Origin of the sequence: Achromobacter spanius (assembly GCF_003994415.1) — a bacterium.
GTDB lineage: Bacteria > Pseudomonadota > Gammaproteobacteria > Burkholderiales > Burkholderiaceae_B > Achromobacter > Achromobacter spanius_C.
The window spans coordinates 6,081,888-6,108,258 of record NZ_CP034689.1; the positions used below are offsets into that span (position 1 = coordinate 6,081,888).

The window sequence follows — 26,371 nt, forward strand, 5'->3', positions numbered from 1 at the left end:
TCCCGTTCGCAGCCCCCCCACGGAGCCGCCCATGCGCGTCCGAGCACGCACCCTGTATGTCCTGTTCGGATTGATTCTTGGCCTGTTGGGGCTGACCCAGGCGCGGCTCGCCTGGGCCGACCCGCCGGCCGCAACACCCCCCACCGCCCCTGCCGCGCCCGCCGTCATTCAGATGGGCGACATTCCGCTGCGCGCCGACAGCGACACGCGCTACGCCGAAGGCGTGATGCAGCGCGTGGCCACCACCGACCCCGACGCCAAGCTCGGCCCGGCGCTGGAAGCAATCGCCAAATCGGCTGACGAAAAGCTCTACGAATTCCAACCGGCCCAGCTGCGCACCCTGCCCATCATGCGCGTCGAGAGTCTGGAACGGCATTGGGTCTTTGACGCCCATCGGCTGGCGCGCTGGCAGGCAGACCTGCGCCAGGCCACCGCCTGGTACGCCAGCGACGCCGCCGAACTGCTGCGCCGCCGCGACGCCTGGCACGCCATCAAGAATTCCACCGCCGCCGCCAGCCTGCCGCCCGCGCTGGCCGACCGCGTGGATGCCGTGGTGGCGCAACTGACCGCCGCCGCGCTGGCGCTATCCGGTCCGCTGTCCAACCAAGCCCAGCTTGAACTACGCGCCAACGCCGTCGAAGAGCGCATCAAGGCGGGCCAGCGCGCCGTGGCCGAAGCCATCAACGACATCGACGCGCGCCTGATGCGCGTGGATTCGCCACCGCTTTGGGACCTGGGCAAGACACAAGACACCAGCGAAGACACCATGGCCTTGCTGAGCACCGGCATCGACATCGAAGCCCGCTTCGCGCGCGACTACAGCGGCACCGGCAGCGGCAACCAGCGCGCCTTGCATGTGATTCAGATCGTGCTGCTGGTGTTTCTGCTGTGGCTGGCCAGGAAGAGCCGCGATGCCATCCGCGCGGGCGTCATGAGCGAAACCGCCGCGGGCGTGCTGGGCCGCCCCTTGTCCGCCTGGCTGCTGCTTTCCATGGTGGCGGTGCTGGCGCTGGAACCCGACGCGCCGCTGATGGTGCAGCAGATAGCGCTGGTGCTGGCGGCCGTGCCGGTACTGCGTCTGCTGCCGCCGTCCGCTCGCCGGCAACTGGATCTTTGGCCCTATGCCATCACCGCCCTGTTCCTGGCGGAGCGGCTGGGCTTCCTGTTCCTGGCCAACACCTTGTTCTACCGGCTTTCCACCGTGGCTTTGACCGCGGTGTCGCTGGCCGCCATCGTGTGGCTGTTGCGCCGGCGTCGGCGCGACACGCCGCCCCCCGCTTCCGCCCGCCTGGCAGGCATGCTGCGCGCCATCGCGTGGGGCGCGGTCGCGTTGCTGTGCGTGTCGCTGGCAGCCAATCTGTTCGGCAATGTCTCGCTGGCGGAAATGCTGACCAGCGCCGTCATCGGTTGCGGCTACTTCGGGCTGGTGCTCTACGCGGGCGTCACCGTCATCATCACCCTGATGCAAGTGCTGTTGGCGCGCCAGGGCATTGCGCGCTTCCGGCTGGCGCGCGAACATGCGCCGCCGCTGGTGCAACTGTTGATCCGTCTGCTGACCGTCGCCGCCTTCCTGGGCTGGGCGGTCTACGCCATGGACCGCTTCCGCATCCTGCGCGCCACCTATGCGTTCACCACGCAGGTGCTGTCCTACACCCTGACCGTGGGCGAAGTGTCCATCAGCCTGGGCAACGTGCTGCTCTTCCTGGTTTCCGTGGTGATTGCGTTCTGGGCCGCGCGCACCATCCGCCTGATCCTGCGCGACGAGGTGCTGACCCGCATGGCGTTGCCGCGCGGCGTGGGCAACAGCATCGCGTCGCTGTCGTACTACCTGGTGCTGCTGCTGGGCCTGGGCATCGCGCTGTCGGCGGCGGGCTTTCAGACCAGCCAGTTGACCATCGTGTTCGGCGCGCTGGGCGTGGGCATCGGCTTCGGCCTGCAAGGGGTGGTGAATAACTTCGTGTCGGGCCTGATCCTGATGTTCGAACGGCCGATACAGCCGGGCGACGTCGTGGAAATCAGCGGCACATCAGGCCAGGTGCGCGACATCGGCATGCGCGCCACCCGCATCAAGACCTTCGACGGCGCCGATGTGATCGTGCCCAACGGCACGCTGCTATCCGACAAGCTCACCAACTGGACCCTGCTGGACCGCAGCCGCCGCATCGAAGTCAGTATCGGCCTGGCCTACGGCACCGAGCCCAAGCGCGCGATCGAGGTGCTGGACGCCGTGGCCCGCGACACGCCCGGCGTTGTCGTCGAACCGGCGCCCACCGTCTTGTTCATGGGCTTTGGCGCCAGCACGCTGGATTTCAGCGTCCGCGCCTGGACCTACGACTTTGACCGCTGGATCAACATCCGCAGCGACATGATGGCGCGCATGGTTGACGCGCTGCGGCAGGCAGACATCGAGATTGCGTTTCCACAACGCGACCTGCATTTACGCAGCGTGTCGGAAGAAGCGGGCGCGGCGTTGGACGCCGTACTGAGCGGCGCGCGCAGATCGCAGCCCCATCCGGGACCTGGCGGAATTTCTTGAAACCAATGGCCGGCATCATTTCATGCTGACCGCCCCACGGCTGCGCCTGCCGCACGCGATCGGTCATCGGTGACGCCGATCGCGACGATGTAGGATGGGTGCAGCGCGCCCAATTGAAGGCAAGAACCCCCGCTGCCCATCGCGCGAAACCCATCACGCGGCGGTTGCGTTGTGGCTGGATTGGCAGAATATCCACCGCTGCTTGATGGGTTCCGCGCGATAGGCGTTGCGGTATTTGCGGGCGACGGCGCGCGCTGCACCCATCCTACGTGCCGATGAACGAGGGTGCGCGATGATGATGGGCGGTGATTCGCGGCGCGCCTTGCGGCTGGGCCCCTGAATGTGTTGGCGCACGCCAAACGGGTCTCAAGCCGATGTAGTCACCGGCACCGTCAGCGTATTCTTCACCGCGTTCATCACCACCAAGGTGGAGAAACGCTTGACATTGGGATTGCCCCAGAAGTGACGCTGGGCAAAGGTGTCGTAGTCAGCCATGTCGACCATGGTCAGCGTCAGAACGAAGTCAACCTCGCCCGTGACCGACAGGCATTGCATGACCTCGGGCGCACCCAGCATGGCGCGCTTGAACAGGTCAAGCTTGTCGACGCGTTCGCTCTCCAGCGACACCAGCACCACCATCATGATGCCGCGCCCCACCGCGGCCGGGTCCACCACGGACACGTCTGCCGTCACCACGCCCGCTTCGCGCAGGCGCTTCATGCGGCGCAGACAGGACACAGGCGACAGGTTTACCCGCTGGGCAACGTCCTGGCTGGTGCGCTGGTTGTCTTCCTGCAGGCTTTGCAGAATTTGAAGGTCGAAATCGTCTAGTTCCATGGGGGCTTGGAAACGCAGGGGAATCGGGCCGAGGCGAATAAGAAGCAGAAGAAAATCGGCCCTCGGCAGATTCTAATCCTGGCCGCAACAGACTCCGGCCCCAATTCGACGGGAAACTTCATTTTGCCCCTGCCGGACGCAGGAAATAATCAGACGGCTTGCTTACACTGGGAACCCTTCACCCGCTCCCTCGGTTTTTTTGCATTCCGCTGCATTGCGCCTTACCCAGTCCCCATGACCGCCACCACCCTGAACGCCGGGCACAACGCTCCCGCCTCCACCCTGCTGCCCACGCTGTCGCTGATCGGCGCGATGGCGTCGCTATGCATCGGCACCTCGTTTGCCAAATCGCTGTTTCCGGAAGTGGGCGCGCAGGGCACGACCGCTTATCGCATCGTTATCGGCGCCATCATCCTGATGGCGTTCTGGCGTCCGTGGCGCTTTCCGCTGACCCGGCAAAACGCCGCCAAGATCGCGCTGTACGGCGTAACGCTGGCGTGCATGAACCTGCTGTTCTACATGGCGCTGCGCACGTTGCCGCTGGGCGTGGCGATTGCCATTGAATTCACCGGGCCGCTGACGCTGGCGGTGGTGCTGTCGCGGCGCGCCATCGATTTTGTGTGGATCGCCTGCGCGCTGGGCGGCCTGGTGCTGCTGATTCCCACCGGCCAATCCCTGCACGATCTGGACCCGACCGGCATTGCCTACGCGCTGGCCGCCGCCGTGTGCTGGGCGCTTTACATCATCTTCGGCAAATTGGCGGGCAATGTGCATGGCGGCCAGGCGACGTCCTTGGGCCTGCTGGCGGCCACGATGGTGGCGCTGCCCGTGGGCGCGGCGCACGCCGGCATGGCCTTGCTGGACCCCTCGCTGATTCTGGCCGGGATCGGCGTGGGCATTCTGTCCAGCGCCTTGCCTTATTCGCTGGAAATGGTGGCGCTGCGGCGCTTGCCGCAGAAAACGTTCGGCGTGCTGCTCAGCATGGAACCCGCCATGGGCGCGCTGGCCGGCGTCATCGTGCTGAACGAACATCTGACCCAGACGCAATGGCTGGCCATCGGCGGCATCATCATTGCGTCGGCGGGTTGCGCGGCCACCGCGCAGCGCGGCAAGAAGCGTCAGGCGCCGGTGCACGACTAGCGGCACGCCAGTGCGCGGCTAAGCGCGCGCTGGCAAGATCAAGGGCGCGCGCCCCGAGCCAAGATCAAGAGCGCGCGCGCCGGGCGCTTATTCCACCGAAATGCCCTTGTGACGAATCACCGCGCCCCAGCGCTCGCGCTCGTCGCGGGCATAGTCGGCGAACTGCCCCGGCGTGCTGCCCGTGGGTTCCATGCCCTGCAACCTTAGTTGCTTGACCACGTCGGGCGATCGCAATGCCGCCACGATGGCGCGGCTGAGCTTGTCGACGATGGGCGCGGGCGTGCCGGCCGGCGCCACCACGCCTTGCCAGGCCGCGGCCTCGAATGGATCCGCGCCCGCTTCGACAAACGTCGGCACGTCCGGCAACTGGGCCGAACGCTGCGCGGCCGGCACGGCAATGGCGCGCAGCTTGCCCGCCTGAATCAGCGGCCGGGCGGCGGCCAGGTCCGCCATCATCATGGGCACCACGCCGGACGCCACGTCTTGCAAGGCGGGCGGCGTGCCCTTGTACGGAATGGCGGTCGCGCGGCCGCCGATCGATTCCAGGAAGAGCTCCATCGCCAGGTGGTGCGGGCTGCCGACGCCCAAGGACGCATAGCTGCCCGGCTGCTCGTTGCGCAAGTAACGCAGGACGGCGGGCATGTCGGTCAAGTCGGAACCGGGTGAAGTCACCAGCACGATGGGCAAGGCCACCAACGTGGACACGGGGGTCAGGTTACGGCCCGGATCATAGGGCAGCTTCTTGTACAGCCAGGGGTTCAACGCCAGCGTGCTCATGCCCGCCGTCATCAAGGTGTAGCCGTCGGGCGCGGCGCGGACGGTTTCTTGCGCGGCCACGATGGTGGCGGCGCCCGGTCGGTTTTCCACCACGACGGTTTGCCCCAGCGCATCGCCCACGTGCTTGGCGACGATGCGGGTGGCGATGTCGCTACCGCCGCCAGCGCTGAACGGCACCAGCCATCGGATGGAATGGTCGGGGAATTCCGCCGCCGATGCGGCGGCGGGCAACACGGTGAACGTCACGGCGCAAAGCGCGGCGGCGCCCCTCAATGCCACTTTGAACAACGCCGCCTTCAGCAACGCGCGCGGCAGGAAGCTGCTAGTCATGTCCCTGGTCTCCTCAAACCACGATCGGATAAATTTTTAATTAACATATTAATGATTTTCGATGCGCACGCAAGCCCGGGAATTTACCGTAAACGGTCGCCGGGATACGGTCACCGGAAGACGCGCAGCGGAAGAAAGGGAGACGAGAACAGCAGAAGCGCAAAGCCGGTGGGGCGCCTAGCAATCACGCGCGCGCGGCATTGAGCCAACGCAGCCCCGCCGACGTCTCGGCCGCGGGGCGGTATTCGCAACCGATCCAGCCGGTGTAGTGCAATTCGCGCAGTACGCTGAACACCCAGCCGTAATCCAGCTCGCCCCGATCGGGTTCCTGGCGCAACGGCACGCCCGCAATCTGCAAATGCCCTACCCTGCCCGTTGGCAGGTATTCACGCAGTTTGGTGGTGACGTCGCCTTCCACGATCTGGCAGTGGTAAAGGTCCATCTGCACTTTCAGGTTCGGCGCATTGACGGCCTGCACGATCGCGTGGGCCTCGTCCTGGCGGTTCAGGATATAGCCTGGAATGTCGCGAGTATTGATGGGCTCGATCAGCAAGGTCACGCCCGCCGACCGCGCCTGGCGCGCGGCCCAGTCCAGGTTTTCGCGATAGCAATCCAGCAAGGCCTCGCGCGGCACGCCGTCCGGCGCCAGGCCCGCCATGACGTGCACGTTGGAACAAGACAGCGTGGTTGCGTAGGCCAGCGCCTGTTCGACGCCTGCCTGAAATTCCGCCTGCCGCCCAGGCAGCGCCGCCAGCCCGCGTTCACCATGGCGGGTCACGCCCGGTGGCGCATTGAAGAGCACTTGCGACACCCCCACCGCATCCATGCGTTCGCGCACGAAGGCGGCGGGCTCGGCGTAGGGAAACATGCATTCCACCCCCATGAAGCCGTCCGACGCGGCGGCGGCATAGCGGTCCAGGAAGGCGTGTTCCTGATACATCATCGACAGATTGGCGGCGAATTTCAGCATGGCGGGGCTCCGGTCCGGGCGGGATTTCCGGCAACTTAGCACACCGCCACACTGTTTCGCGCACGCAGCCCGCAGCACCGGGATTACGTCAGCCCAAGGGCGTAATCCCCTCGTCGATTGACGCAGCGCATCAATACGTCAACCGCACACCCAGCAACACGCTGCGGCCCGGCAGCGGGGCCACCGACGAGATGAACGACGCATGGTTGTAGGCCAGCTTGTTCAGCAGGTTGGTGCCGCGCAGATAGACTTCGTAGCCCGTCGCGTTGTAGCGGCCGCGATAGGCGACCACGGCGTTGACCATGTTGTAGCCCGGCGTGCTGTCTTCATAGGCCGCGATGTCTTTTTGCGAGAACACGCGCGCGTATTCCACGCCGCCCGACCACTGTTGCCACTTTACGTTGCCACGCACGCCCGCGCGCGCCGCCGGGATGCGAGGCAGATTGCCATCGCCGCCCGTCAGCTTGCCGCGCACGTAGTCGCCGAATACGGCGGCCGAGAATATCGGCGTGAACTGATGGCGCAGCTCGCCTTCCACGCCCGTGAATTCCGCGTCGCGCTGCGTGTACTCGATCAGGCGGAAGTCTTCGTAGCGGTCCAGCGTGTTGGCGTAGATGTAGTTCTTTACGCGGTTGTGGAACACGCTGGCGGAAAACGTTGTGTCGCCCGCGTGCTTGCGCAAGGTCAGGTCGATGTTGTGCGAGGTTTCGCGGCCCAGGTCGGCGTTGCCCAATTCATAGGTATTGGTGGCCAGGTGCACGCCATCCGCGTAGAGCTCCTGCGCGTTCGGCAGGCGTTGCGAACGCGACAGCGACAGCGCCACGGAGTACTGCGGCGCAAAGTCCCAGATGGCCGCGGCCGACAGGGACGTACCCGACAGGCTGCTGCGCGATGCGCCGCCTTCAGGCGAAATGCGTTGCCAGTCTTGGCGCGCGCCCACTTCGAAACGCCAGTCGTTCAACTGGTATTCCTCAAGCACGAACAGGCCGTTCGAGCGCGTGCGGCTACGTGGCAGGAAGGCTTCTTCGCCGTCAGCGCGAAAATCGCTGTAGGCGTTCTGGAAGCCCACCACGCCGCGCCAGCCGGCGATGGGCTTGTGCTGCAATTCCACACGCAGGTCGTAGCCCTTGTTCTTGAAGCGCGTGCCGACTTCGCCGCCTTCGATCTCGTCGTGCTGATAATCGGTCAAGCCGCCGCGCACGCGGATCTTTTCAAAGCCGGCGAAGGGGTCCTGGTATTCCGCGCGCAGGTCCAGACGATTGCTGCGCAGCTTCACATAGGGCACGCCGCCGTGTTCATGATCGTGGTCGTGGCCTTCTTCTTCATGGCCTTCTTCTTCATGGTCGTGATCGTCGTGGCCGCCGCAGTGCAGGTGCGTGCCGTGCGGGTGGCAACCTTCGTATTCGTGGTTGTGTCCCGGCAAGCCGTACTTGCTTTCCAGGTGCGTGAACGCCAGGCCGACGTAGCCGCGCGGCGTGATCCACGACATGCCGACGGAGCCCTGGCTGGATTCGCTGTACGAACCTTCCAGCTTGCCGCCCGGCCAATCGGGCACGTCGTAGTCGCTGGTGCGGCGCTTCATGCCTTCGACGCGCACGGCAAACTGGCCTTCGCCCGCGGTGATGCCGACGACGCCGGCGCGTTCCTTCGTGCCGGTGGCGCCACGCAATTCCATTTCGGCTTCAACGCCGTTTTCCGGCACGGCGGTGGGCACCTTCTTGTCCACCACGTTGACCACGCCGCCGATGGCGCCGCCGCCGTACAGCAGCGTCGCCGGGCCGCGTAGCACTTCGATGCGTTCGGCCAGCAGCGGCTCGACGGTCACGGCGTGGTCGGGGGAAATGCTGGAGGCATCCATCACTTCGGAGCCATCGGACAGCACCTTCACGCGCGGGGCGGTCTGGCCGCGTATCACCGGACGGCTGGCGCCGCCGCCAAACGTGTCGCTGTTGACACCGGGCAGGCTCGTCAGGGACTCACCCAGCGTGCCGCTACGCCGTTCTATCAGCTCGTTGCCTTCCAACACAGAGGCCGGCAGCGTGGTGCTGTTGAGGTCCAAGCCCAGCGGGTTGGCGGACACCGTAATCGGCGCCAAGGTCTTGGCGCGCTTGCTGTCCACCTCGGTATCGGCTTGCGCGACGGGTGCGATCAGCATCAGCGAACACACCAGCGGTTTCAGGCTGCCACGGCGTGCTGGCCGGGCGATGGCGATCTTGCGGCTTCCCTTCTTGAACCCCAGTTTCTTGCCTTTCATCGTATTCTCTCGGATGTTATATCATTACAAAACGCGGATGGATGATATAACATTTCAGATTCAAAGCGATGAAAGTTTGGCGATGAACTGACGCGAACGTGTCACGGTTTAGGGATCAGGCGCTATCGAGCGGCCATTGCTGTGCGGCGTGCAGAACGCGCAAAATTGTCACGGCGTGAGGCGATTCCGCATACACGACCAAGTAGTTCGGCCGAATCACCATTTCCCTGGTGCCCGCTACTCGTCCCGAGCGATACAGCCGTGGGCGCTCACGCAGCTTGGCCACTTTCTTCTGAATTTCATCTACCAAACGCAGCGCCGCGGCCGGGCTATCGTCCGAGATGTAATCGACAATCGCCAGCAAATCCTCGCGAGCCGTTTCGCGCCATTCAAGAACCGGCACGGCGCTTCTTCTTGCTGATCAGGGCACGAGCCTCGTCCATGACCGCTTCATGGGCGACCGGTGGCCGCGTGTCGGCCAAGGCCTCTTGCACCTTCGCGCGAAACCACGAGTCGTAGCTCATGGCGTCGACGGCCAGGCCGGCGGGCAAACCGCCTTCTTTTGCCACTCTCGTTAGCAAAATTCGCACCGCATCCGAGATGGTCAGGCCAACGTTGGCGAGCTTTTCCGCCGCTTCGGCCTTGAGCTTGTCGTCGACACGGACGTGCAACATTGAAGTGGGTGCCATGGAAGTCTCCGGGGATGGATCGGCCATTATGTATCTCAATTGAGATACACACAAACGACGCGCCGTTTGCCACAAAAACCTGACAGTTGAAACGGGATTTGGCGAACGAGAATCGGCTCCACTGACCGAGTATCCTCAACACCACGAACCCCTGCACGTGATGTGCGCCGGTGGTTCGGGCGCCAGGCGTCGACGGGTTTTCAACCAACCAGGAGACCCCCGATGATTCCCAAGAACACCATTTGTCTTTGGTATGAAAGCGATGCGCTGGAAGCGGCGCGGTTCTATGCCAAGACGTTTCCGGATAGCGCGGTGGGCGCCGTCCACCATGCGCCGTCCGACTACCCTTCCGGCGACGAAGGCGATGTGCTGACCGTGGAATTCACGGTGATGGGCATCCCCTGCCTGGGCCTGAATGGCGGCCCGGCGTTCCAGCACAATGAGTCTTTCTCGTTTCAGGTGGCCACTGACGACCAGGCGGAAACCGACCGCTTGTGGGATGCCATCGTCGGCAATGGCGGGCAGGAAAGCGAGTGCGGCTGGTGCAAGGACAAGTGGGGAATTTCGTGGCAGATCACGCCGCGCGTGTTGACCGAGGCTTACACGGGCGCTGACCGCGCCGCCGCCAAGCGCGTATTTGAAGCCATGATGACGATGGGCAAGATCGACGTTGCCACGATCGAGGCGGCGCGGCGCGGGTGAGGGTTTGCGCAGGGGCCGGCCGCGCCGGCCCCTGCCTTCTCAACCCGCTATCAACCCACTATCAACCCGCCTTGAATTCCTTGTTCCAGAATTCCAGCATGTCGGCCTTGCCTTCGGTCAGGCCCTTCAAGTCATACGCCTTCAAGAGCTTCACTTCAGCCTCGGTGAAGCCCACGCGCTTCAGGTTTTCCGGCAGCGCGGCGTTGGTCACGGTGGGCGCATAGCCCATCTTTTCCGCGAAACCGATCTGGCCGGTCGGGTCCAGCATGGCGTTCAGGTATTCCCATGCGGCGTCCTTGTTGCGGCTGTTCTTGGCCACACCGGCCTCGAACGACACCGGCACCGAGCCTTCCTTCGGGATCACGAAGCCCAGCGGCAGGCCGCTGTCTTTCCATTGCAGCGCGCGCGCCTTCCACATGCATGCAATGGCGATCTCGCCCGACTTGAAGGCGGATGCCACCGCTTCGTTGGACGGGTAGATGCGCGGCTCGTTGCCCTTGAGCTTGGCCAGGAAGCGCTTGCCGCCGTCAAAGCTCTTGGTGTCGCCGCCCGCGCCCAAGCCGACGAAGACCGAGTTGTACAGATAAAGAATGTCCGAGAAGCCGACCTGGCCCTTCAACTTCGGGTCCAGCAGCACTTCCAGCGAGTCCGGCGGCGTGGGGAATTTTTCGGTGTTGTAGACCAGCGTCATGGCGCTGAAGATGTGCGGAATGGAATACGGCGTCTTCAGCGCGGCGATGGCGTGCGCCAGGTTGGGCAGCTTCTTCGCGTCGATGGGTTCCAGCGTGCCCGAGCGTTCGGCGTCGTACATGTCGACTTCGCCCAGCAGCGCCACATCCATGCTGCCACGGCGCGAGTTCTTTTCGGCGCGCAGCTTGGTCACGCGACCGACCGCGTTGCCGGTGTCGTACACCACGTTCACGCCCTGCTTGGTGACGATGGGGTTGATGATCTGCTGCAGCAGATTTTGGTAATCGCCGCCCCACGTACCCACGACGATCTGTTTGTCGGCGGCGAGCGCCATGCCAGGCACCCAGCCCAACGCGGGGGCCAGCGCCAGGCCAGAGGCGGATTTGATGAAGCCACGGCGAGTCAGGTTTTTCTCTTGCATAACAACCTCGTATCGAAGGGGGACTAGCAACTTGCTACGGTGCGGCTGCGCGGTGCGGCGGTACCCGGCCGCGCAGCCAGGGTTCTTGCATACGTTCAGGCCAGCATTTCCACCGACGCATCGGGCGCCAAGGTGCGGATGTCATCCGCATCGATGTCGCGCGCGATCACGATGATGGCGGCGCTGGCGTCGGGTTGGCGCCTCAGCCGTTGCGGCGCGCTGAAGGTCGTGCCCACGGACTGGATCAGGATGGGTTCGGCGCAGTCGGCCACGCGCACCACTGCCTTCACGCGCAGCAAACGTTCGCCGCACAAGCCCGCCAGGTTATCCAGCCATTCTGAAAAATCGGTCCAGCTGATGCCCTCGCGCGCCCGCGCGGCCATGACGCGGATGCGCGGGTGCGCCAAACCGGGCTTGCTTGCCGCCAACATCCGCGCGGCCAGACCCGCCAGGTCGGCCACGCCTTGCGACGGCGCGAATGCGGCCTGCACGGCACGGCGGCGGTCGGGTTCGGCGATCACGTCCGCTAGCGGATTCAACACGGCGGCGCGCGCGGCGCGGGCATCCAGCGCGGATGCCGGCAGCAGGTCGGTCTTGGTCAACACGATGCGGTGCGCGGCGCCGAACTGCGCCATGGCTTCGTCCATCTCTGCCAATGCATCGGGGTCGCGCGCGCAATCGTCGGTGCAGACCACAGTCAGCCGCAGGCCACGGCTGGCCAGTTCAGGATCGGCCAGCGACGCGATGATGGGGCCGGGCCGAGACAAGCCGCTGCATTCCAGGATCACGCGCTGCAAGGGGCCTTCGCCCTCGGGGCGCGGCGCGTCCAGCAGTGCGCTCAAGGTGTAGACCAGGTCGCTGCGCAACGAGCAGCACACGCAGCCATTGGCCATCAGCGTCATCGGCACGTTGTCGCTGTCGTTGGCCACAATGGCGCCGTCCACGCCGATTTCCCCCGCCTCGTTGACGATCACGCCCGTATCGCGGGAGGCCGGATCGCGCAGGTAATCCACCAGCAGCGTGGTCTTGCCGCTGCCCAGGAACCCGCACAACAGGAACAGGTCGACGGCCATGTCAGGACGCCTGATCCGCGCTATCGCAAGGCGAGCCCGCGGGCGATCCACCAAACGGCGGGCGCTCGCCATCGGGGTCTTCCGCCCAGCTGTCCTTGACCATCTTGCGCACGTCCGCCAGCAGTTCGGCGGTGTCATACACCACGCCGGACTTGATGGTGGTTTGCAGGCAGCGCTTCCATTCCACCTTGGCCGTGTCGTCGTTCAAGCGCATGGCGCCGGTGCCGAACAGCAGCTTGAAATCGGTCAGTGGGTTCTGGTCGTGGATCAGCAGGTCGGCGCGCTTTTGCACGTCGATGGAGCCGGTGTCCTCATCGATGCCCAGCAGCGCGGCGCTTTGCGAGGTGGCCGCGCGCAGCACTTCAATGGGATGAAAGCCTGCTTCCTGCAGCAGTTCCAGTTCACGCACGAAGCCAAAGCCGTAGATCTGGAAGATGAAACCGGAATCGCTGCCCGCGCACACGCGGCCGCCCAGGTTCTTGTATTCGTTGATGAACTGCATCCACAAACGGTAGTTCTGCTTCCACTCGATCTCGTTGGTGGTGCTCCAGCGATACCAGTAGGCGCCGTGCCCGCCGCGTTGCGGCTGGAAGTATTTCCACACCGCCTTCCAGGTGTAGTCGTCGTGCCAATCGGCGCGGCGTGCGCGCATCAGGTCGCGGTTGGCGTCGTAGATGTTGAAGGTGGGCACGAAGGTGTGGCCCAGCTCCAGAAACTGGTCCATCACCTGGCGCCACTTGGCCGAACCCGGTTGCGCCGCCTGCATGAAGGTCTGGCCGGCCACGGCAAAACGGTAGTACTCGTCGCTGTAGTTGTAGTCGGTGGGAAAGGACTGCACGACGCGGTCTTCGAACAGCGCTTCGGGCAGGCCGTAATAGTGTTCGGAACTGGTCAGGCCCCAGCGCGCGGACTTCAGCGCATTCACGCGCGTCACCGCCATCTGCGCGTGGTGGCAGCCCGAACGCAGACCCAGTTGCGCGGCCTCGTCCAGCGCCGCTTCCATGATGGCGGGCGGTGCGCCAAAGAACTTGATGCCGTCCGCGCCGCGCGCGGCCAGCTTGCGCACCCATTCGCGGCCCTGCTCGGGCGTGTGGATGGTCTTGACGCGGTCGTTCACGGCGGGAAACACCGAATGCACCACCATGCGCGGCGCGGCGATCTTGTTGGCGGCCGAGAGCTCGCGCTGCTCCATCGTCCAGCCCAGGCCGCCCATCGCGCCCATCTCGCGCACGGTCGTCACGCCATGCGCCAGCCACAGCTTGTAGATGTAGTCGGCGGGCGGCACGATGCCGCTCATGGCGTGATACGGCGTGCCGATGTGCGCATGCGCGTCCACGAAGCCAGGCGTGACGAACTTGCCGTGGCAATCGATCTCGTGGTCGCCAGGGCCAGGCCGGCGCTTGGGGTCGATGGCCTTGTGTGGCGTGCCCACGTTGACCAGGGCGGTGATGCGGTCGTTCTCGATCACGATGTCCACCGGCCCCCAGGGCGGCGCGCCGGTGCCGTCGATGATGGTGGCGCCGCGCAAAATCAGCCGGGGAAATGGCCCCAGCCCGCGATCGCGCGATGCCGGCGCGGACGGCGGATGCCAGCCCTTGGCGGCATTGACGTCGCGCGATTCCTCACCAACTTCCGATTGCGAAAACGTGGGATCGCTCATGGTGCTTACCCCCCCAGCCCGTTATGTTCGATGACGCCTTCCTTCATGATGAGGTCGATGTGCTCGCCCTGGCCCAGCAGGCAGGACAGGTCGCGATACGGGTTGCCGTCCACCAACAACACATCCGCCAGCGCGCCCACCTGGATGCGGCCCAACTGGCCGACCTGGTTCAGCACTTCGGCGGCGGTGGTGGTGGCGCACTGGATCACTTCCTGCGCGGACAGCACTTCGTTGCGAATCCGGAATTCATCGCTTTGCAGGCGCTGTGACGGGCCGAGCAGATCCGAGCCATAGCCGATCTTCACGCCCGCCTTCTTGTAGATCTCCAGCGAATGCAGCCCGGCGGTGCGCACCGTGGCAATCTTCGCCACCGAATCGGGCGGCAGGCCGTAGTCCGCGCCTTCATTGGCCAGCGCTTCGTACGTCACCAGCGTGGGCACCACGAACGCGCCCTTCTCGGCCATGAAGCGCGCCACGCGCTCGTCAACCAGGTTGCCGTGTTCAATGGTGCGCACGCCGTTGCGGATGGCGCGTTCGATGGCGTCGGCCGTGTAGGAATGCGCCATCACATAGGTTTGGCGGCTGGCGGCTTCGTCAACGATGACGCGAATTTCTTCTTCCGAATAGCCGTAGGACGCAATCGGATCAGTCGGCGATGCCACGCCGCCCGAAGCCATCATCTTGATCTGGTCGGCGCCCATCTGGAGTTCCTGGCGCACGGCCTTGCGCACGTCGTCGATGCCGTCGGCCACGCGGCCGATGTCGCCCGCGCGGAAGCAGCAACCGCAAAAGCTCATCGGGCGCAGGTGGTCGGAACGCGGACGCGGATCGCCGTGGCCGCCCGTCTGGCTGATGGCGCGGCCCGAAATGAACAGGCGCGGCCCCTTCACCGTGCCTTCGTTGACGGCGCACTTCAGGCCCCAGCCCGCGCCGCCCGCATCGCGCACGGTGGTGAAGCCCCGGCGCAGCATGGCCGCCATGATGGGCACGGCGCGCATCATCACCAGCGCATCGGGCAGCACGCCTTGCGTGCTCAGGTTCAGTTGCGTGGCCAGCACATGCACATGCAGGTCGATCAGGCCAGGCATCAGCGTGCGGCCGGCGGCGTCGATCACCTGCGCCGACGCGCTCGCGATGGGCTTGTCCGACACTTCCTTGATGACGCCATCCTCAACCAGCACGTGGTGGCCTTCCTGCAGGTCCGCCAGCAAGGGGTCGAGCAGGTTCGCGTTCTTGAACAATACGGATGCCATGAAATTTCCTTGTTGTGGCTCGGGCTCAAGACGCCATGGTCTTGATGTAGCGCCGATGGATCAGCCAGTTCGAAAGCAGTGCAATGATCAGCGTGCCGCACACCAGAATGACGGCCAGCGCGGCGCCGAACGGCCAGTTCGATGCGCGGGTGATCTGGTCATACAACGCGGGCGCCATCATCGTCAGGCCGGAACCGCCCAGCAGCACCGGCGTGGCGTAGGCGTTCATGCACAAGATGAACACCAGCATCGTGCCCGCCGCCACGCCCGGCGCGGCAATCGGCAGCACGATGCGGCGAAACGTGGTGAAGAAGCTGGCGCCGACGTTGCGCGCGGCTTCTTCCACCGACAGGTCCATGCCTTCCAGCACGCTTTGCAGCGTCAGGATCAGGTAGGGCATGACAACGGCCGTGGTGCCGATGACGACCGCCGTGGGCGTGTACATCAGCGAGATGGGCTTGTCGATCAGGCCCAGGCCCTGCAGCGTGGCGTTCAGCACGCCCGCATTGCCCAGCGCCACCATCCAGCCCGCCGCGCGCACCACGTTGCCCACCATCAGCGGAAACACCAGCAGGATCACGAACAGGCTTTTGTATTTGCTCTGCGTGCGCGCCAGAAAGTACGCCACCGGAAAGCCCAGCACCAGCGCAAGCAGCGTGCATAGCCCCGCCACCCACAAGGTGGTGAAGAAGATGTCGCGGTAATACGCATCGCCAAAGAACTTGGCGTAGTTCTCGAAGGTGAAGGCGGTTTGCATCAGATCGACCGGGTCGAACTGGTTGAAGCTGTAGCGCGCCAGTTGCAGGATGGGCACCATGATGATCACCAGCACCACCAGCGATGCCGGAAAGGCCAGCCCCGGCCCCAGCCAGCGGCTGGGACGCCCGTCTACGGTTGCAGTTGTCATGGCGGCTCCTATTGGGTGAAGGCCACGCAGTCTTCGGGCTCGAAGCACGCGTACACGCGCGCACCGGGCGCCGGCTGCGCGCGGCCCGCGCCCCCATTGGCCACCTGGCTGATCATGCGGTTGCCGCCTTCCAGCTGCACGCGCACTTCCAGCACCGACCCCAGGTACAGCGACGACTCCACCACACCCGGCAAGGCGTTGCCGCCGGAAGGCTGCTCAGCCAGCCGCACGCGCTCGGGCCGCACACCCACATGCGTGGCCCCTGCCCCGCCCGGCGTGGTGATACGCTGGCCCGCGTCGGTATGGAACTGGTTATCGGCCTGGCCACGGCCAGTAAACACGTTCATCTTGCCCAGGAAGTCGGCCACGAAAAGATTGGCGGGGTGTTCGTACAAGGTATCGGGCGCGCCCACTTGCTGCACGATGCCGTCATGCATGATGGCCATGCGGTCGGCAATCGCCAGGGCTTCTTCCTGGTCGTGCGTGACGAACACGGTGGTCAGCCCCAGACGCTGCTGCAAGGAACGGATTTCTTCACGCACTTCCAGCCGCAGCTTGGCGTCCAGGTTGGACAGGGGTTCGTCCAGCAAGAACACCTTGGGTTCGATGGCCAGCGCGCGTGCAATGGCCACGCGTTGCTGCTGGCCGCCCGACAACTGGCGCGGATAGCGATCACGCAGTTCGGTCATGCGCACCATGTCGAGCACGCGGCGGATCTTGGCATCGCGCTCGGCCTTGGGCACCTTGTGCATCTCCAGCCCGAACGCCACGTTTTCGGCCACCGTCATGTGCGGAAACAGCGCATAGCGCTGGAACACCATGCCGGTGTCGCGCTTGTGTACCGGCAGCCGGGTCACGTCGGTGTCGCCGATCAGGATGCGGCCGGCGGTGGGTGTGATGAAGCCGGCAATCATGCGCAGCGTGGTTGTCTTGCCGCAGCCGCTGGGGCCCAGGAACGTGACCAGTTCGCCTTCCGCGATTTCCAGTGAAAAATCGGAAACCGCTACCGCCGCACCGAATTGCTTGCGGACATTCTCGATTGAGACCTTCGCCATTTTCTTACACCACCTGACTGAGTTTCACATAGCGGTCGGTCACAAGCATGATGATGCCCAACAGCAAGATTTGCACCGAAGCCACCGAAGCGATGGTCGGGTCCAGATTGAATTCCAAGTACTGCATGATGGCGATCGGCAGCGTGGTGCGGCCCGGCCCCACCAGCGAGAGCGACAGTTCCAGGTTTTCAAAAGACACCACGAAGCTGAACAGCGCGGCCGCCACGATGGACGGGCGCAGCATGGGCAGCGTCACGCGCATGAAGGCCTTGGGTGCGCTGGCGCCCAGATTGCGCGCGGCTTCCTCGATGGAGCCATCCAGCCCGGCCATGCCCGCCGTCACCAAACGCACCGTCCACGGAATCGTCAGGCAGACGTGCGCAATGATCAGGCCGCCGAAGGTGCCGACGATGTCCTGGTCCAGCACTTCTTCAGCGCGCAGATAAAACAGGTAGATGCCCACGCCCGCCACGATGCCGGGTATCAGCAAGGGCGACAGCAGCAAGGTGTTGACGCCCTTGCTGCCCTGGAAGCGGTAACGCGCAATGCCGACGGCGGCCAGCACGCCCATCACCACGCCGATGGCGGCGGCCACCAGCGACACTTGCAGGCTGAACAGGAAGCCGTTGGCGAACGCGGGGTTGTCCCACGCTTTCACGTACCAGGACAGCGTGTAGCCGGATGGGGGAAAGTAAAGAATGGCGTCCTTGAAGAAGCTCAACCAGACCACCAGCACGATGGGGCAGAGCATGAACGCATACATCAATACGACGAAGACCCGGTGCAGCCATGTTGCCCAGGGAATCACGCGTATGGGCGTGGCTTGGGCGGCAGTGGCGGCCGAGTTCAGGGGAGGCGCGCTATGCAAATCCTGTGTTCCTTGTCAGCGAGGTGCCGGCTCGGTTTCAAACTCCTCCGTTTGGAACTCTTTGGTTCCTTCGGTTAACCGAAGCATATCGACGGGTTGCTGCGCGCTTCAACTAGGGATTACCCAACGTGGTGCATGCCACGCGGGTAATTCCGTAGCGCGGTGCAAACGCGCGGGTGCAACCCGCCGCGACGTTTTGACGGCAGCAGGTTGCACCCGGGGTTTACGTTCAGGATGGCGGCGCTAGACGCGCGCCTGGGGGTCAATGCGCGGCTTCAAGCCCGCATAGCGCTTGCAGCACGGCCACGCGGCTTTGGCCCAGCACCATGCCGTGCCAGTCGTAGGCGTGGCAATAGAACGCGTCTTGCGTGGCTTGCAGGATGTCGCGGCGCAGCGCGGCGGGCGCATCGGGGTTGGCCCGCAGCCAGTTGCGGCCGCGCAGCGCCAGCACCACGTCGTCGAACGGCACGGTGCCGTATTCCAGCGCCATCAGCGTGGGGGAAGACTGCGGGCAGGCCTGGTAGATCAGGCTGGCCAGGTGGCCGGTAATGTCCACCGATGCCGACGTGCCCTGAAACGGCACCGCGATGTCCAGGCCCCACCATTGGCGCGCGCGCGCCACTTCGGCGTCATCGCGGCGGCCGGCGTAGATTTTTTCTCCGTGGCCGCGCGGCCCCAGGCCGGTATGCACGTCGATCCAGCCGATATGCGCGTAGGCGCTGGCATGGGTTTCCAGGATGCGACGCAGGTTTTCGCGCGATGCGGCGGGCGCGGCGCCGCCGTAGAACAGACCATCGGCATGGGTGTACTGGCCGCGCGACACGGCTTGCGCGAACGCGGCCTGCCCATGTTCGGCCACATAGCGGGCGACGTCGCGCTGGTTGTCTTCCGACGGCGGCCATTGCGCCGGCAGCAGCAGCGGATGCAGCGCGCCGTAGCCCGGGTTCGCGGGCAGCGGCGTGCCATCAAAAGGCTGCACGTTACGGTTCAAATCGACGTTGCCTTCGTCGGTGCGCGCCATCCACGAATAACCGTGGGGGTTCACCGCGTGCACCAGCAGCAGGGCCACGCCCGCCTGACGCGCGCGTTTCAACATCGGCGCGTCGTCCATCAAGGCAAACTGGCAGCCCGCGCCGCAAAAGCCTTCGACGCCATGCGTGGCGGACGTCATGACCAACAGGCGTTGCGCATTGGGCGCGCCGATCAGCGCCACGTCGGTAGCCAAGGCCTCGCCCTCGCTGCCGCGCGCCTCGATCGGGTAGGACGCGACGGCGGCGCCCAGGCGCTCGGCGTCAGCCAGGAATCGTTCGCGCGATTCCGCGTAGCTGCGGGGAAAGTAGCTGGTACTGCTGGGCATCATGCCTCCTGAGTGTCGATTGCATGGCCGGTGCGGTCCTGTATCCAGAACAGCACCACGGTGGAAAGCGTCACGGTCACCATCAAGTACCAGGCGGGCGCCATGGGGTTGCCGGTGACGTGCAGCAGCCAGGTCACGAAGAACTGCGCAAAGCCGCCAAAAACCGAGATGCCCAGACCATACACGACAGACATGCCGGTGGTGCGCACCGCCTTCGGAAACAGCTCGGGCAGCATCGTGATGACCGGCGCCGTCTGCAAGGCCAGCAACACGGCCAGCAGCGCAATCACCGTCATCAGCCGCGCCGTGCTGGGCGCGGACACCAGCCACTGAAAGCAGGGCAGCAAGGCGCACACCGTGGCCGCGCGCGACCAGAAGATGACCTTCTTGCGGCCCACCCGGTCAGCCAGCATGCCGACAAAGGGCGCGATCACAAAGCCGATGGCGCCCAGCACCACGCTGGCGAACAGCGTGGACGTGGCAGGCAGCCCCAATTCCTTGTTGGCGTAGGCCGGCATGTAGAAGCCGATGATCTGCGCGCACACCATGCCGCCGATCACCAGCAGGATGCCTTTGACGACCAGCGCCTTGTGTTCGGTGAAGACGCGGCGCAGCGGCTGGTGGGTGCGCGCCTGGGGCGCGGCCTCGGGCGCATGCGTGGATGCCGGCATGGGTTCCCGCGCGGAGGCCGACGCGGGCTCCAAGGTTTCTTCCAGGTTGCGGCGGATGTAGGCCCCCACCGGCACGGTCAGGATGCCGATCACGAACGGCACGCGCCAGCCCCAGGCTTGCATCTGTTCCTGGCTGAGCGTGGCCGTCAGCAGCGCCACCGTCAGCGCGCCCAGCATCACCCCCAGCGACTGGCTGCCGAACTGCCAGCTTGAATAAAAGCCACGCTTGTCGGCGGGCGCGTGTTCCACCAGCAGCGTGGTCGACGCGCCAACCTCGCCACCCGCGGCGAAGCCCTGAATCAAGCGCGCCAACACCATCAGCACCGGGCCGGCCACGCCCATCTGCGCATAGGTGGGCGCGGCGGCGATCAGCGCGCAGCCCAGGCCCATCAGCCACAGCGTCAGCGTCATGGCGGCGCGGCGACCGTGGCGGTCGGCGTAGGAACCGATCAGCATGCCGCCCACCGGCCGCATCAGAAAGCCCACGCCAAAGGTGGCGGTGGTGAGCAGTAACTGGCCATAGCTGGAGGCCGCCGGAAAGAACAGCGGACCAATGACCAGCATCAGAAACGTGAAGACGGTGAAGTCGAAGAACTCCAGCGCGTTGCCGATGGTGGTGCCGGCGATCACGCGCCGGCGCATCGTCGACGAATGCAAAGGCTGCTGCCGGCCGGATGCGGCGGCGATGGCGATAGACATGTTTTCCCCTTGATGTCCGTTGCGAGGCGGTGCGCGGACCACGCGGCCCCTGGCCCGCCCCATCCGCGTGAATATACGGATGGCGCACGATAAGGAAAAGACAGTATTTTTGTTTCAGTGAAACCTTTTTGTTATAGCCCTGCCCCATGAACCTTCGCCAATTGCGCGCCTTCGTCCTGATTGCCGAACACGGCAGCATCCGCGCGGCCGCGCGCGCCCTGTTCGTGACGCAACCCGCCGCCACGCGCAGCCTGCGTGAGCTTGAGCAAAGCGTGGGCGCCGAACTGGTGCGGCGCAGCGCGCGCGGCGTCGAACTCACGCCTTACGGCGCGGCGCTGTACAAGCGCGCGGTGGTGATCCTGCAAGAGGCACGGCGCGCGCAGGAAGAGATCGGGCAGATGCGCGACGGTGAAGGGGGTTCCTTGAACCTGGCCATCAGTTCGGCCGCCTTGACGGTGCTGCCCGCCGCGCTGGCGGCGTTTCGGGCGCGCATGCCGCGCGTGGCCGTGGCCTTCAATGAAGTGGCGCCGCCCTTCAGCCACGAGCAATTGGAATCCGGCCGCTACGACTTTCTGGTGCAAACCGAGTACGACGGCGAGATCGACGACGGCTTTGCCCGCACCACGCTTTTCACGCTGCCGCTGGCGGTGGGCGCGCGCGCGGGCAACCCCTTGCGCCACGCGCGCACGCTGGCTGACCTGCACGACGCGCTGTGGCTGTTGCCCGGCAACATCCAGGCGCCCGCCAACCTGCTGCGGCTGGCCTTCGCGGCGCACAAGCTGCCCGCGCCGAGTGATGTGATTCCGTGCCAGTCGATCGCGGTGGCACTGGCCATCATTGCCGACAGCGACGCGCTGGGCATCTTCGTGCGCAATCTGTTTGACCACCGGCTGCTGCCGCGCGACCTGCGCATGGTGCCCTTGTCCCACGAGCTGCCGGCCGCGCGCGTGTCCATTCTGACCCGGGCTGATTCCCCGCCTACCCCCGCCGCGCAGTGCTTCATCGACTGCCTGCTCGACGCCCATGCCAGATCCTCGCGCTAGCCCGGGCGGACGACCGGTTATCATGGGCGCCGGGCCTGCCGACGGCCTTGAAAACCGGCCGGCAAACCTCACTGATCGCCCCCACCCCCGCAGTCAACATCCATGGTGTTCCCCCGCCTTCCGTCCCCGCCCACGTTGACCGACACGGTCACCAAGCGCCTGCTCGCCGAAATCGACGACGGCCGCGTGCTGCCGGGCGAAAAGCTGCCCACCGAAGCCGCGCTGGCCGAGCAGTTTGGCGTGAGCCGCACCGTGATCCGCGAAGCCGTGTCGCGGCTGCGGCAGGACGGTATCGTGGAAGCGCGGCAAGGCAGCGGCGTCTACGTGACCGGCCTTGGCGGCAACCGAGCCTTGCGCATCGACGCCACCGAACTCAGTTCACTGGACGCGGTGCTGCACATTGTGGATTTGCGCCGCGCGCTGGAAACCGAAATCGCCGCCCAGGCCGCGGCGGTGCGCAAGAAGCGCGACATGGCCGAGATTGACCGCGCGCTGGCCGCGATTTCACAGGCGGTGGCGGACGGCGGCGACGGCGTGAAGGAAGACGTGGCGTTTCACCGCAGCATCGCGCGCGCCACGGGCAACCCCTACTTCTTGACCACGCTGGCGTTCGTCAGCCAATTCCTGGAAGCCGCCACCCGCGTGACGCGCGGCAACGAAGCCCGCCATGCCGACCTGATGCGCGATGTGCTGCACGAACACGTTGCCATCGTCGAAGCCATCCGCCAGCAAGACGTGGAAGGCGCGCGCGAGGCAGCGCGCATCCACATGGTGAACGCGGCCAAGCGGCTTAGCCGGGCGCACCGCTGAGCAGCTCGCGCCGCCGGCGGGTGCCGATGTCCCAGCGCTGCGCGGCCAGGCCCATCAGCACGATACCCCCCGCCAGCAAAGACGTGTAGGCGACTTCGTTGCGGTAAGTGCCTTCCACCACCATCGTGATCAGCGCGGCGATGATGCACACGATGACCGCATAGGTCAGCCACGGAAACAGCCACATCTTGAACCTCAGCTCAACGCCCTGCGCTTGCAGCCGATAGCGCATGCGCAACTGCGACAGCGCAATGGCCAGGTACACGAACAGCGCGATGGTGCCGGTGGCCTGCATCAGCACGTCGTACAGATCCATCTTGGACGTGGCCATCATCCAGACCGCCACGAACGCGAACGCGCTGGAAATCAGCACGCCCACATACGGCGTGCCGGTGCGGCGGCCGGTCACTTGCATGATGCGATGCGCGTCGCCCCGCCGTGACAGCGAATACAGCATGCGCGATGCCGTGTACAAGGCCGAATTGAAGCAACTGCACACGGACGTCAGCACGATGAAGTTGACGATGGCCTGCGCGTACGGCACGCCCAGCCTGCTGAGCGCCACGTTGTAGCTGCCATGCGTGGGCTGCGACAGCAACGGGTCGTTGTAGGGCACCAGGCAGACGATGATGAAGATGGACCCCACGTAGAACAGGCAGATCCGCCACACCACCGAACGCGTGGTCTTGATGATTTCACGCGCGGGGTCGGCCGATTCGGCGGCGGCCACCGTGACGATTTCCGCGCCGATGAAGGCGAACATCACGCCCAGCATGGCCACCACCACCGACTTGATGCCATTGGGCATGAAGCCCTGCGCCGTCAACTGCGACACGCCGCGCGCTTCGCCCCAGGGCCACAGATGCACCACCGCCAGGCTGCCGATGATCAGGAACGCCACGATGGCAATCACCTTGATCAGCGCGAACCAGAATTCGAATTCACCGTAGTTGCGCACGTTCATGAAGTTGACGACGATGAGCGCCACGGTGATGAAGAGCGCATAGCCCCAGTCCGGCACCATCGGAAACCATCCGTGCAGAATCTGCCCGGCCACATAGGCTTCCCAGCCCATCAGCAAGGCCCAGAAGTACCAGTACAGCCAGCCGATGGTGAAGCCCGCCCAGCGCCCGATGGCGCGGTCGGCGTAGGTGGAAAACGACCCGGTGTCGGGCTGCGCCACCGCCATTTCGCCCAGCATGCGCATGGCCAGAATGACCAGGATGCCGCCGCCCAGATAGGCCAGGATGACGGCCGGCCCCGCCAGCGCGATCTGCTTGCCGGACCCGACGAACAACGCCGCCCCGATGACCCCGGCGATCGACATCATCGTCAGATGGCGCGACTTCAAGCCACCCTTGAGCTCGGTGTTTTGTTTGCTGGCCAATGCCCTGCTCCTGTCTGTTGCTGTTTCGATTTGCGGCGTCAGCCGAATGCCTTGGTGAAGAAGTCCCGCGTGCCGAAGTTGCCGGACTTCAGCGCGATGCTGAGCTCGGCGTCGGCCACCGGCGTGTAGCCGGCGCACCACGGCACGCCCGGGTCGATCTGCTCGCCGATGGCCATCTGTTGCAAGCCCAGCGCCTGCACCACCGCGCCCGAGGTTTCTCCGCCCGCAACAATCAATTGGCGCACACCGCGTTCGACCAGCCCGACCGCAATGCGCGCCAAGGCCGCTTCGATCATGGCGCCCGCACGCTCCGCGCCCAGCGCGCCCTGCGCCGCCTTGACCGCGTCGGGTTGCGCCGTGGAATAGACCAGCACCGGGCCATCCTGCATGCGCGGCTCGGCCCAATCCAACACCTGTGCCACGACGTCTTCTTCAGAAGCCAGCCGCAAAGGGTCCAGCGCCAGCGCTGGCCGGCCTGCGTCAATAAAGGCCGCCACCTGCGCATTGGTGGCGCTGGAGCAGCTACCCGCCACCACGGCCTGCAAACCGGGCGCGCGCGCCTGGCTGGCGGCGCTGGCGGGCGTCAGGCCCCAGTTGCCCGGCAGGCCAATCGCCACACCAGAACCCGCCGTCACCAGCGGCATGCCGCGCAGCGCCGGGCCCAGCCGCAGCAGGTCGTCGTTGGACACCGCGTCCACAATCGCGATCTCCACGCCCTCGTCTTTCAGGGCCTGCATGCGCGCAAGAATCGCGTCGGGCCCCAAGGCCACCACGCTGTAGTCGATCAGCCCGACCTTGCGCGCGGTCTGCGCCTGCAACACGCGCACAAGGTTCGGGTCGGTCATCGGCGTCAGCGGATGATGTTGCATGCCCGATTCGTTCAGCAACACATCGCCCGCAAAAAGGTAGCCCTTGAAGACGGTGCGCTTGTTGTCGGGAAAGGCGGGGGTGGCGATGGTGAAGCGCGTGCCCAGCCGCGTCATCAAGGCATCGGTGACCGGGCCGATATTGCCGGCCGGCGTGCTGTCGAAGGTGGAGCAGTATTTGAAGTAGATCTGCTCGGCGCCTTGCTGCTGCAACCATTGCAATGCAGCCACGGACTGCGCCACGGCGTCATCCACGGGCAGCGTTCGCGTTTTCAATGCCACCACCACGGCATCCGCGTCGGCGCGCAGGGGCTCGCCCGGCACGCCTATGGTTTGCACGGTGCGCATGCCCGCGCGCACCAGGTTGTTGGCCAGGTCGGTGGCGCCCGTGAAGTCGTCGGCAATACAGCCCAGTTTGATGGTCATTTGGCCTCCGGCAAATTGATGCCCGGAAAAATCTTGATGACGGCGCTGTCGTCTTCGCGCCCATGCCCGGCCGTGGACGCCTGCATGAACATCTGATGCGCGGTGGACGCTAGCGGCAACGGAAACTTGCTGTGCCGCGCGGTATCCAGCACCAGCCCCAGGTCCTTCACAAAAATATCCACGGCCGACAAGGGTGTGTAGTCGGCCGCCAACACATGGGGCATGCGGTTCTCGAACATCCAGCTATTGCCGGCGCTATGCGTGATGACCTCGTACAGCGCGTCCGCGTCCACGCCTTCACGCAGGCCCAGCGCCATGGCTTCGGCGGCCACGGCGATGTGTACGCCGGCCAGCAGTTGGTTGATGATCTTGACCTTGCTGCCCGCGCCCGCGCGGTCACCCAGCCGGTAGACCTTGCCCGCCATGGATTCCAGCACCGCGCCGCAGGCGGCATAGGCCGCCGCGCTGCCCGCCGTCATCATCGTCATCTGGCCGGCGGCGGCCTTGGCCGCGCCGCCCGAGATCGGTGCATCCAGGTACAGCACGCCCTGCTCGGCCAGGCGGGCTTCCAGCGCGATGGACCAGTTGGGGTCCACGGTGGAACACATCACGAACACCGCGCCGGGGCGCAGGGCGGCGGCGATACCGCCGCTGCCATACAGCACGGCCTCGGTCTGCTGCGCGTTGACGACCACGCTCACCACGATGTCGCAGGCGGCGGCCATGTCGGCCAAGGTGGCGCAGGCCACACCGCCTTGCTCGGCGAAGGCGGCGGCGGCCTCGGGGCGGATGTCATGGACGTGCACATCGTGGCCGGCGCGGCGCAGGCTCTGGGCGATGCCCGCGCCCATGGCGCCCAGGCCGATGACGCCAACGCGGCGGGGGGTGGGTTGCGGATGGCTCATGGCGATAGGGTCCGGAATGTCGATGGGAGTGGCGATAGGAAAGTA

General features: G+C 65.3%; 23 protein-coding genes and 1 pseudogene. 6 read left to right on the forward strand and 18 right to left on the reverse strand.

The window, feature by feature from the left end; all coding sequences use genetic code 11:
- Positions 1-31: 31 nt before the first annotated feature.
- Both ELS24_RS27815 and ELS24_RS31810 read left to right on the forward strand, forming a co-directional pair.
- The gene (locus ELS24_RS27815) at positions 32-2,536 is read left to right on the forward strand and encodes a mechanosensitive ion channel family protein (RefSeq protein ID WP_127185974.1); all 2,505 of its coding nucleotides are present in this window, start codon (positions 32-34) and stop codon (positions 2,534-2,536) included.
- A pseudogene (locus ELS24_RS31810) lies at positions 2,511-2,629 on the forward strand (cyclase family protein); the annotation flags it as partial. The gene ELS24_RS27815 and the pseudogene ELS24_RS31810, both read left to right, overlap by 26 nt.
- A gap of 273 nt (positions 2,630-2,902) precedes the next feature.
- On the opposite strand, the gene ELS24_RS27820 reads toward ELS24_RS31810, so the two are convergent.
- Positions 2,903-3,373: an Lrp/AsnC family transcriptional regulator gene (locus ELS24_RS27820; protein ID WP_050445870.1), complete on the reverse strand. Its 471-nt coding sequence runs from the start codon at positions 3,371-3,373 to the stop codon at positions 2,903-2,905.
- Positions 3,374-3,607: 234 nt separating this feature from the next.
- Between ELS24_RS27820 and ELS24_RS27825 the strand changes: the two genes are divergently transcribed.
- A complete protein-coding gene (locus tag ELS24_RS27825; protein ID WP_127185975.1) occupies positions 3,608-4,513 on the forward strand; it encodes an EamA family transporter in 906 nt (301 codons plus the stop codon).
- An 87-nt stretch (positions 4,514-4,600) separates the two neighbouring features.
- Here the strand turns inward: ELS24_RS27825 and ELS24_RS27830 are convergent, their stop codons facing one another.
- The 5 genes from ELS24_RS27830 to ELS24_RS27850 all read right to left on the reverse strand — a co-directional run bounded on the left by ELS24_RS27830 (position 4,601) and on the right by ELS24_RS27850 (position 9,533).
- Positions 4,601-5,620: a Bug family tripartite tricarboxylate transporter substrate binding protein gene (locus tag ELS24_RS27830; RefSeq protein ID WP_127185976.1), complete on the reverse strand. Its 1,020-nt coding sequence runs from the start codon at positions 5,618-5,620 to the stop codon at positions 4,601-4,603.
- 184 nt (positions 5,621-5,804) lie between these two features.
- Positions 5,805-6,590, reverse strand: coding sequence for a 2-oxo-tetronate isomerase (otnI, locus tag ELS24_RS27835; RefSeq protein ID WP_050445867.1), 786 nt, complete (start codon positions 6,588-6,590; stop codon positions 5,805-5,807).
- Positions 6,591-6,720: 130 nt separating this feature from the next.
- The gene (locus ELS24_RS27840) at positions 6,721-8,745 is read right to left on the reverse strand and encodes a TonB-dependent receptor domain-containing protein (RefSeq protein WP_240669580.1); all 2,025 of its coding nucleotides are present in this window, start codon (positions 8,743-8,745) and stop codon (positions 6,721-6,723) included.
- 214 nt (positions 8,746-8,959) lie between these two features.
- Positions 8,960-9,247: a type II toxin-antitoxin system RelE/ParE family toxin gene (locus ELS24_RS27845; RefSeq protein WP_127185978.1), complete on the reverse strand. Its 288-nt coding sequence runs from the start codon at positions 9,245-9,247 to the stop codon at positions 8,960-8,962.
- A complete protein-coding gene (locus ELS24_RS27850; protein ID WP_050445865.1) occupies positions 9,234-9,533 on the reverse strand; it encodes a type II toxin-antitoxin system RelB/DinJ family antitoxin in 300 nt (99 codons plus the stop codon). The genes ELS24_RS27845 and ELS24_RS27850 overlap by 14 nt, the downstream gene beginning before the upstream one ends.
- Positions 9,534-9,755: 222 nt before the next feature.
- Here ELS24_RS27850 and ELS24_RS27855 point away from each other — a divergent pair, with 222 nt between their 5' ends.
- A complete protein-coding gene (locus ELS24_RS27855; RefSeq protein ID WP_050445864.1) occupies positions 9,756-10,235 on the forward strand; it encodes a VOC family protein in 480 nt (159 codons plus the stop codon).
- Positions 10,236-10,296: 61 nt separating this feature from the next.
- Here the strand turns inward: ELS24_RS27855 and ELS24_RS27860 are convergent, their stop codons facing one another.
- From ELS24_RS27860 to ELS24_RS27900, 9 genes are all read right to left on the reverse strand, one after another.
- On the reverse strand, positions 10,297-11,346 hold the full coding sequence (locus ELS24_RS27860; protein ID WP_050445863.1) for an ABC transporter substrate-binding protein: 1,050 nt from the start codon (positions 11,344-11,346) through the stop codon (positions 10,297-10,299).
- Between the two features lie 95 nt (positions 11,347-11,441).
- The gene (locus tag ELS24_RS27865; protein WP_127185979.1) at positions 11,442-12,419 is read right to left on the reverse strand and encodes a CobW family GTP-binding protein; all 978 of its coding nucleotides are present in this window, start codon (positions 12,417-12,419) and stop codon (positions 11,442-11,444) included.
- A 1-nt stretch (position 12,420) separates the two neighbouring features.
- A complete protein-coding gene (locus tag ELS24_RS27870) occupies positions 12,421-14,079 on the reverse strand; it encodes an amidohydrolase family protein (protein ID WP_127185980.1) in 1,659 nt (552 codons plus the stop codon).
- Positions 14,080-14,084: 5 nt separating this feature from the next.
- Positions 14,085-15,332 (reverse strand): metal-dependent hydrolase family protein, encoded by a 1,248-nt coding sequence (locus ELS24_RS27875; RefSeq protein WP_050445860.1) that lies wholly within the window; start codon positions 15,330-15,332, stop codon positions 14,085-14,087.
- A 25-nt stretch (positions 15,333-15,357) separates the two neighbouring features.
- The gene (locus tag ELS24_RS27880; protein WP_050445859.1) at positions 15,358-16,239 is read right to left on the reverse strand and encodes an ABC transporter permease; all 882 of its coding nucleotides are present in this window, start codon (positions 16,237-16,239) and stop codon (positions 15,358-15,360) included.
- An 8-nt stretch (positions 16,240-16,247) separates the two neighbouring features.
- A complete protein-coding gene (locus tag ELS24_RS27885) occupies positions 16,248-17,294 on the reverse strand; it encodes an ABC transporter ATP-binding protein (RefSeq protein ID WP_127185981.1) in 1,047 nt (348 codons plus the stop codon).
- Positions 17,295-17,298: 4 nt separating this feature from the next.
- Positions 17,299-18,162, reverse strand: a complete 864-nt coding sequence (locus ELS24_RS27890) for an ABC transporter permease (RefSeq protein WP_230695578.1) — start codon at positions 18,160-18,162, stop codon at positions 17,299-17,301.
- Between the two features lie 262 nt (positions 18,163-18,424).
- A complete protein-coding gene (locus tag ELS24_RS27895) occupies positions 18,425-19,522 on the reverse strand; it encodes a M14 family metallopeptidase (RefSeq protein ID WP_127185982.1) in 1,098 nt (365 codons plus the stop codon).
- The gene (locus ELS24_RS27900) at positions 19,519-20,889 is read right to left on the reverse strand and encodes an MFS transporter (protein WP_127185983.1); all 1,371 of its coding nucleotides are present in this window, start codon (positions 20,887-20,889) and stop codon (positions 19,519-19,521) included. The genes ELS24_RS27895 and ELS24_RS27900 overlap by 4 nt, the downstream gene beginning before the upstream one ends.
- Positions 20,890-21,035: 146 nt before the next feature.
- Between ELS24_RS27900 and ELS24_RS27905 the strand changes: the two genes are divergently transcribed.
- Positions 21,036-21,932: a LysR substrate-binding domain-containing protein gene (locus ELS24_RS27905; protein WP_050445855.1), complete on the forward strand. Its 897-nt coding sequence runs from the start codon at positions 21,036-21,038 to the stop codon at positions 21,930-21,932.
- A gap of 102 nt (positions 21,933-22,034) precedes the next feature.
- Positions 22,035-22,742, forward strand: a complete 708-nt coding sequence (locus tag ELS24_RS27910) for a FadR/GntR family transcriptional regulator (RefSeq protein ID WP_127185984.1) — start codon at positions 22,035-22,037, stop codon at positions 22,740-22,742.
- Here ELS24_RS27910 and ELS24_RS27915 read toward each other — a convergent pair.
- Genes ELS24_RS27915 through ltnD form a run of 3 tightly spaced genes read right to left on the reverse strand, consistent with a single transcriptional unit; the run spans position 22,723 to position 26,326 of the window.
- On the reverse strand, positions 22,723-24,129 hold the full coding sequence (locus ELS24_RS27915; RefSeq protein ID WP_127185985.1) for an amino acid permease: 1,407 nt from the start codon (positions 24,127-24,129) through the stop codon (positions 22,723-22,725). The two genes, ELS24_RS27910 and ELS24_RS27915, sit on opposite strands and share 20 nt — an antisense overlap.
- Before the next feature lie 38 nt (positions 24,130-24,167).
- Entirely contained in the window at positions 24,168-25,421 is a 1,254-nt protein-coding gene (gene otnK, locus ELS24_RS27920; protein WP_127185986.1) for a 3-oxo-tetronate kinase, read from the reverse strand.
- Positions 25,418-26,326, reverse strand: coding sequence for an L-threonate dehydrogenase (ltnD, locus tag ELS24_RS27925; RefSeq protein ID WP_127185987.1), 909 nt, complete (start codon positions 26,324-26,326; stop codon positions 25,418-25,420). Before ltnD ends, otnK begins: the two co-directional genes overlap by 4 nt.
- Positions 26,327-26,371: the final 45 nt, after the last annotated feature.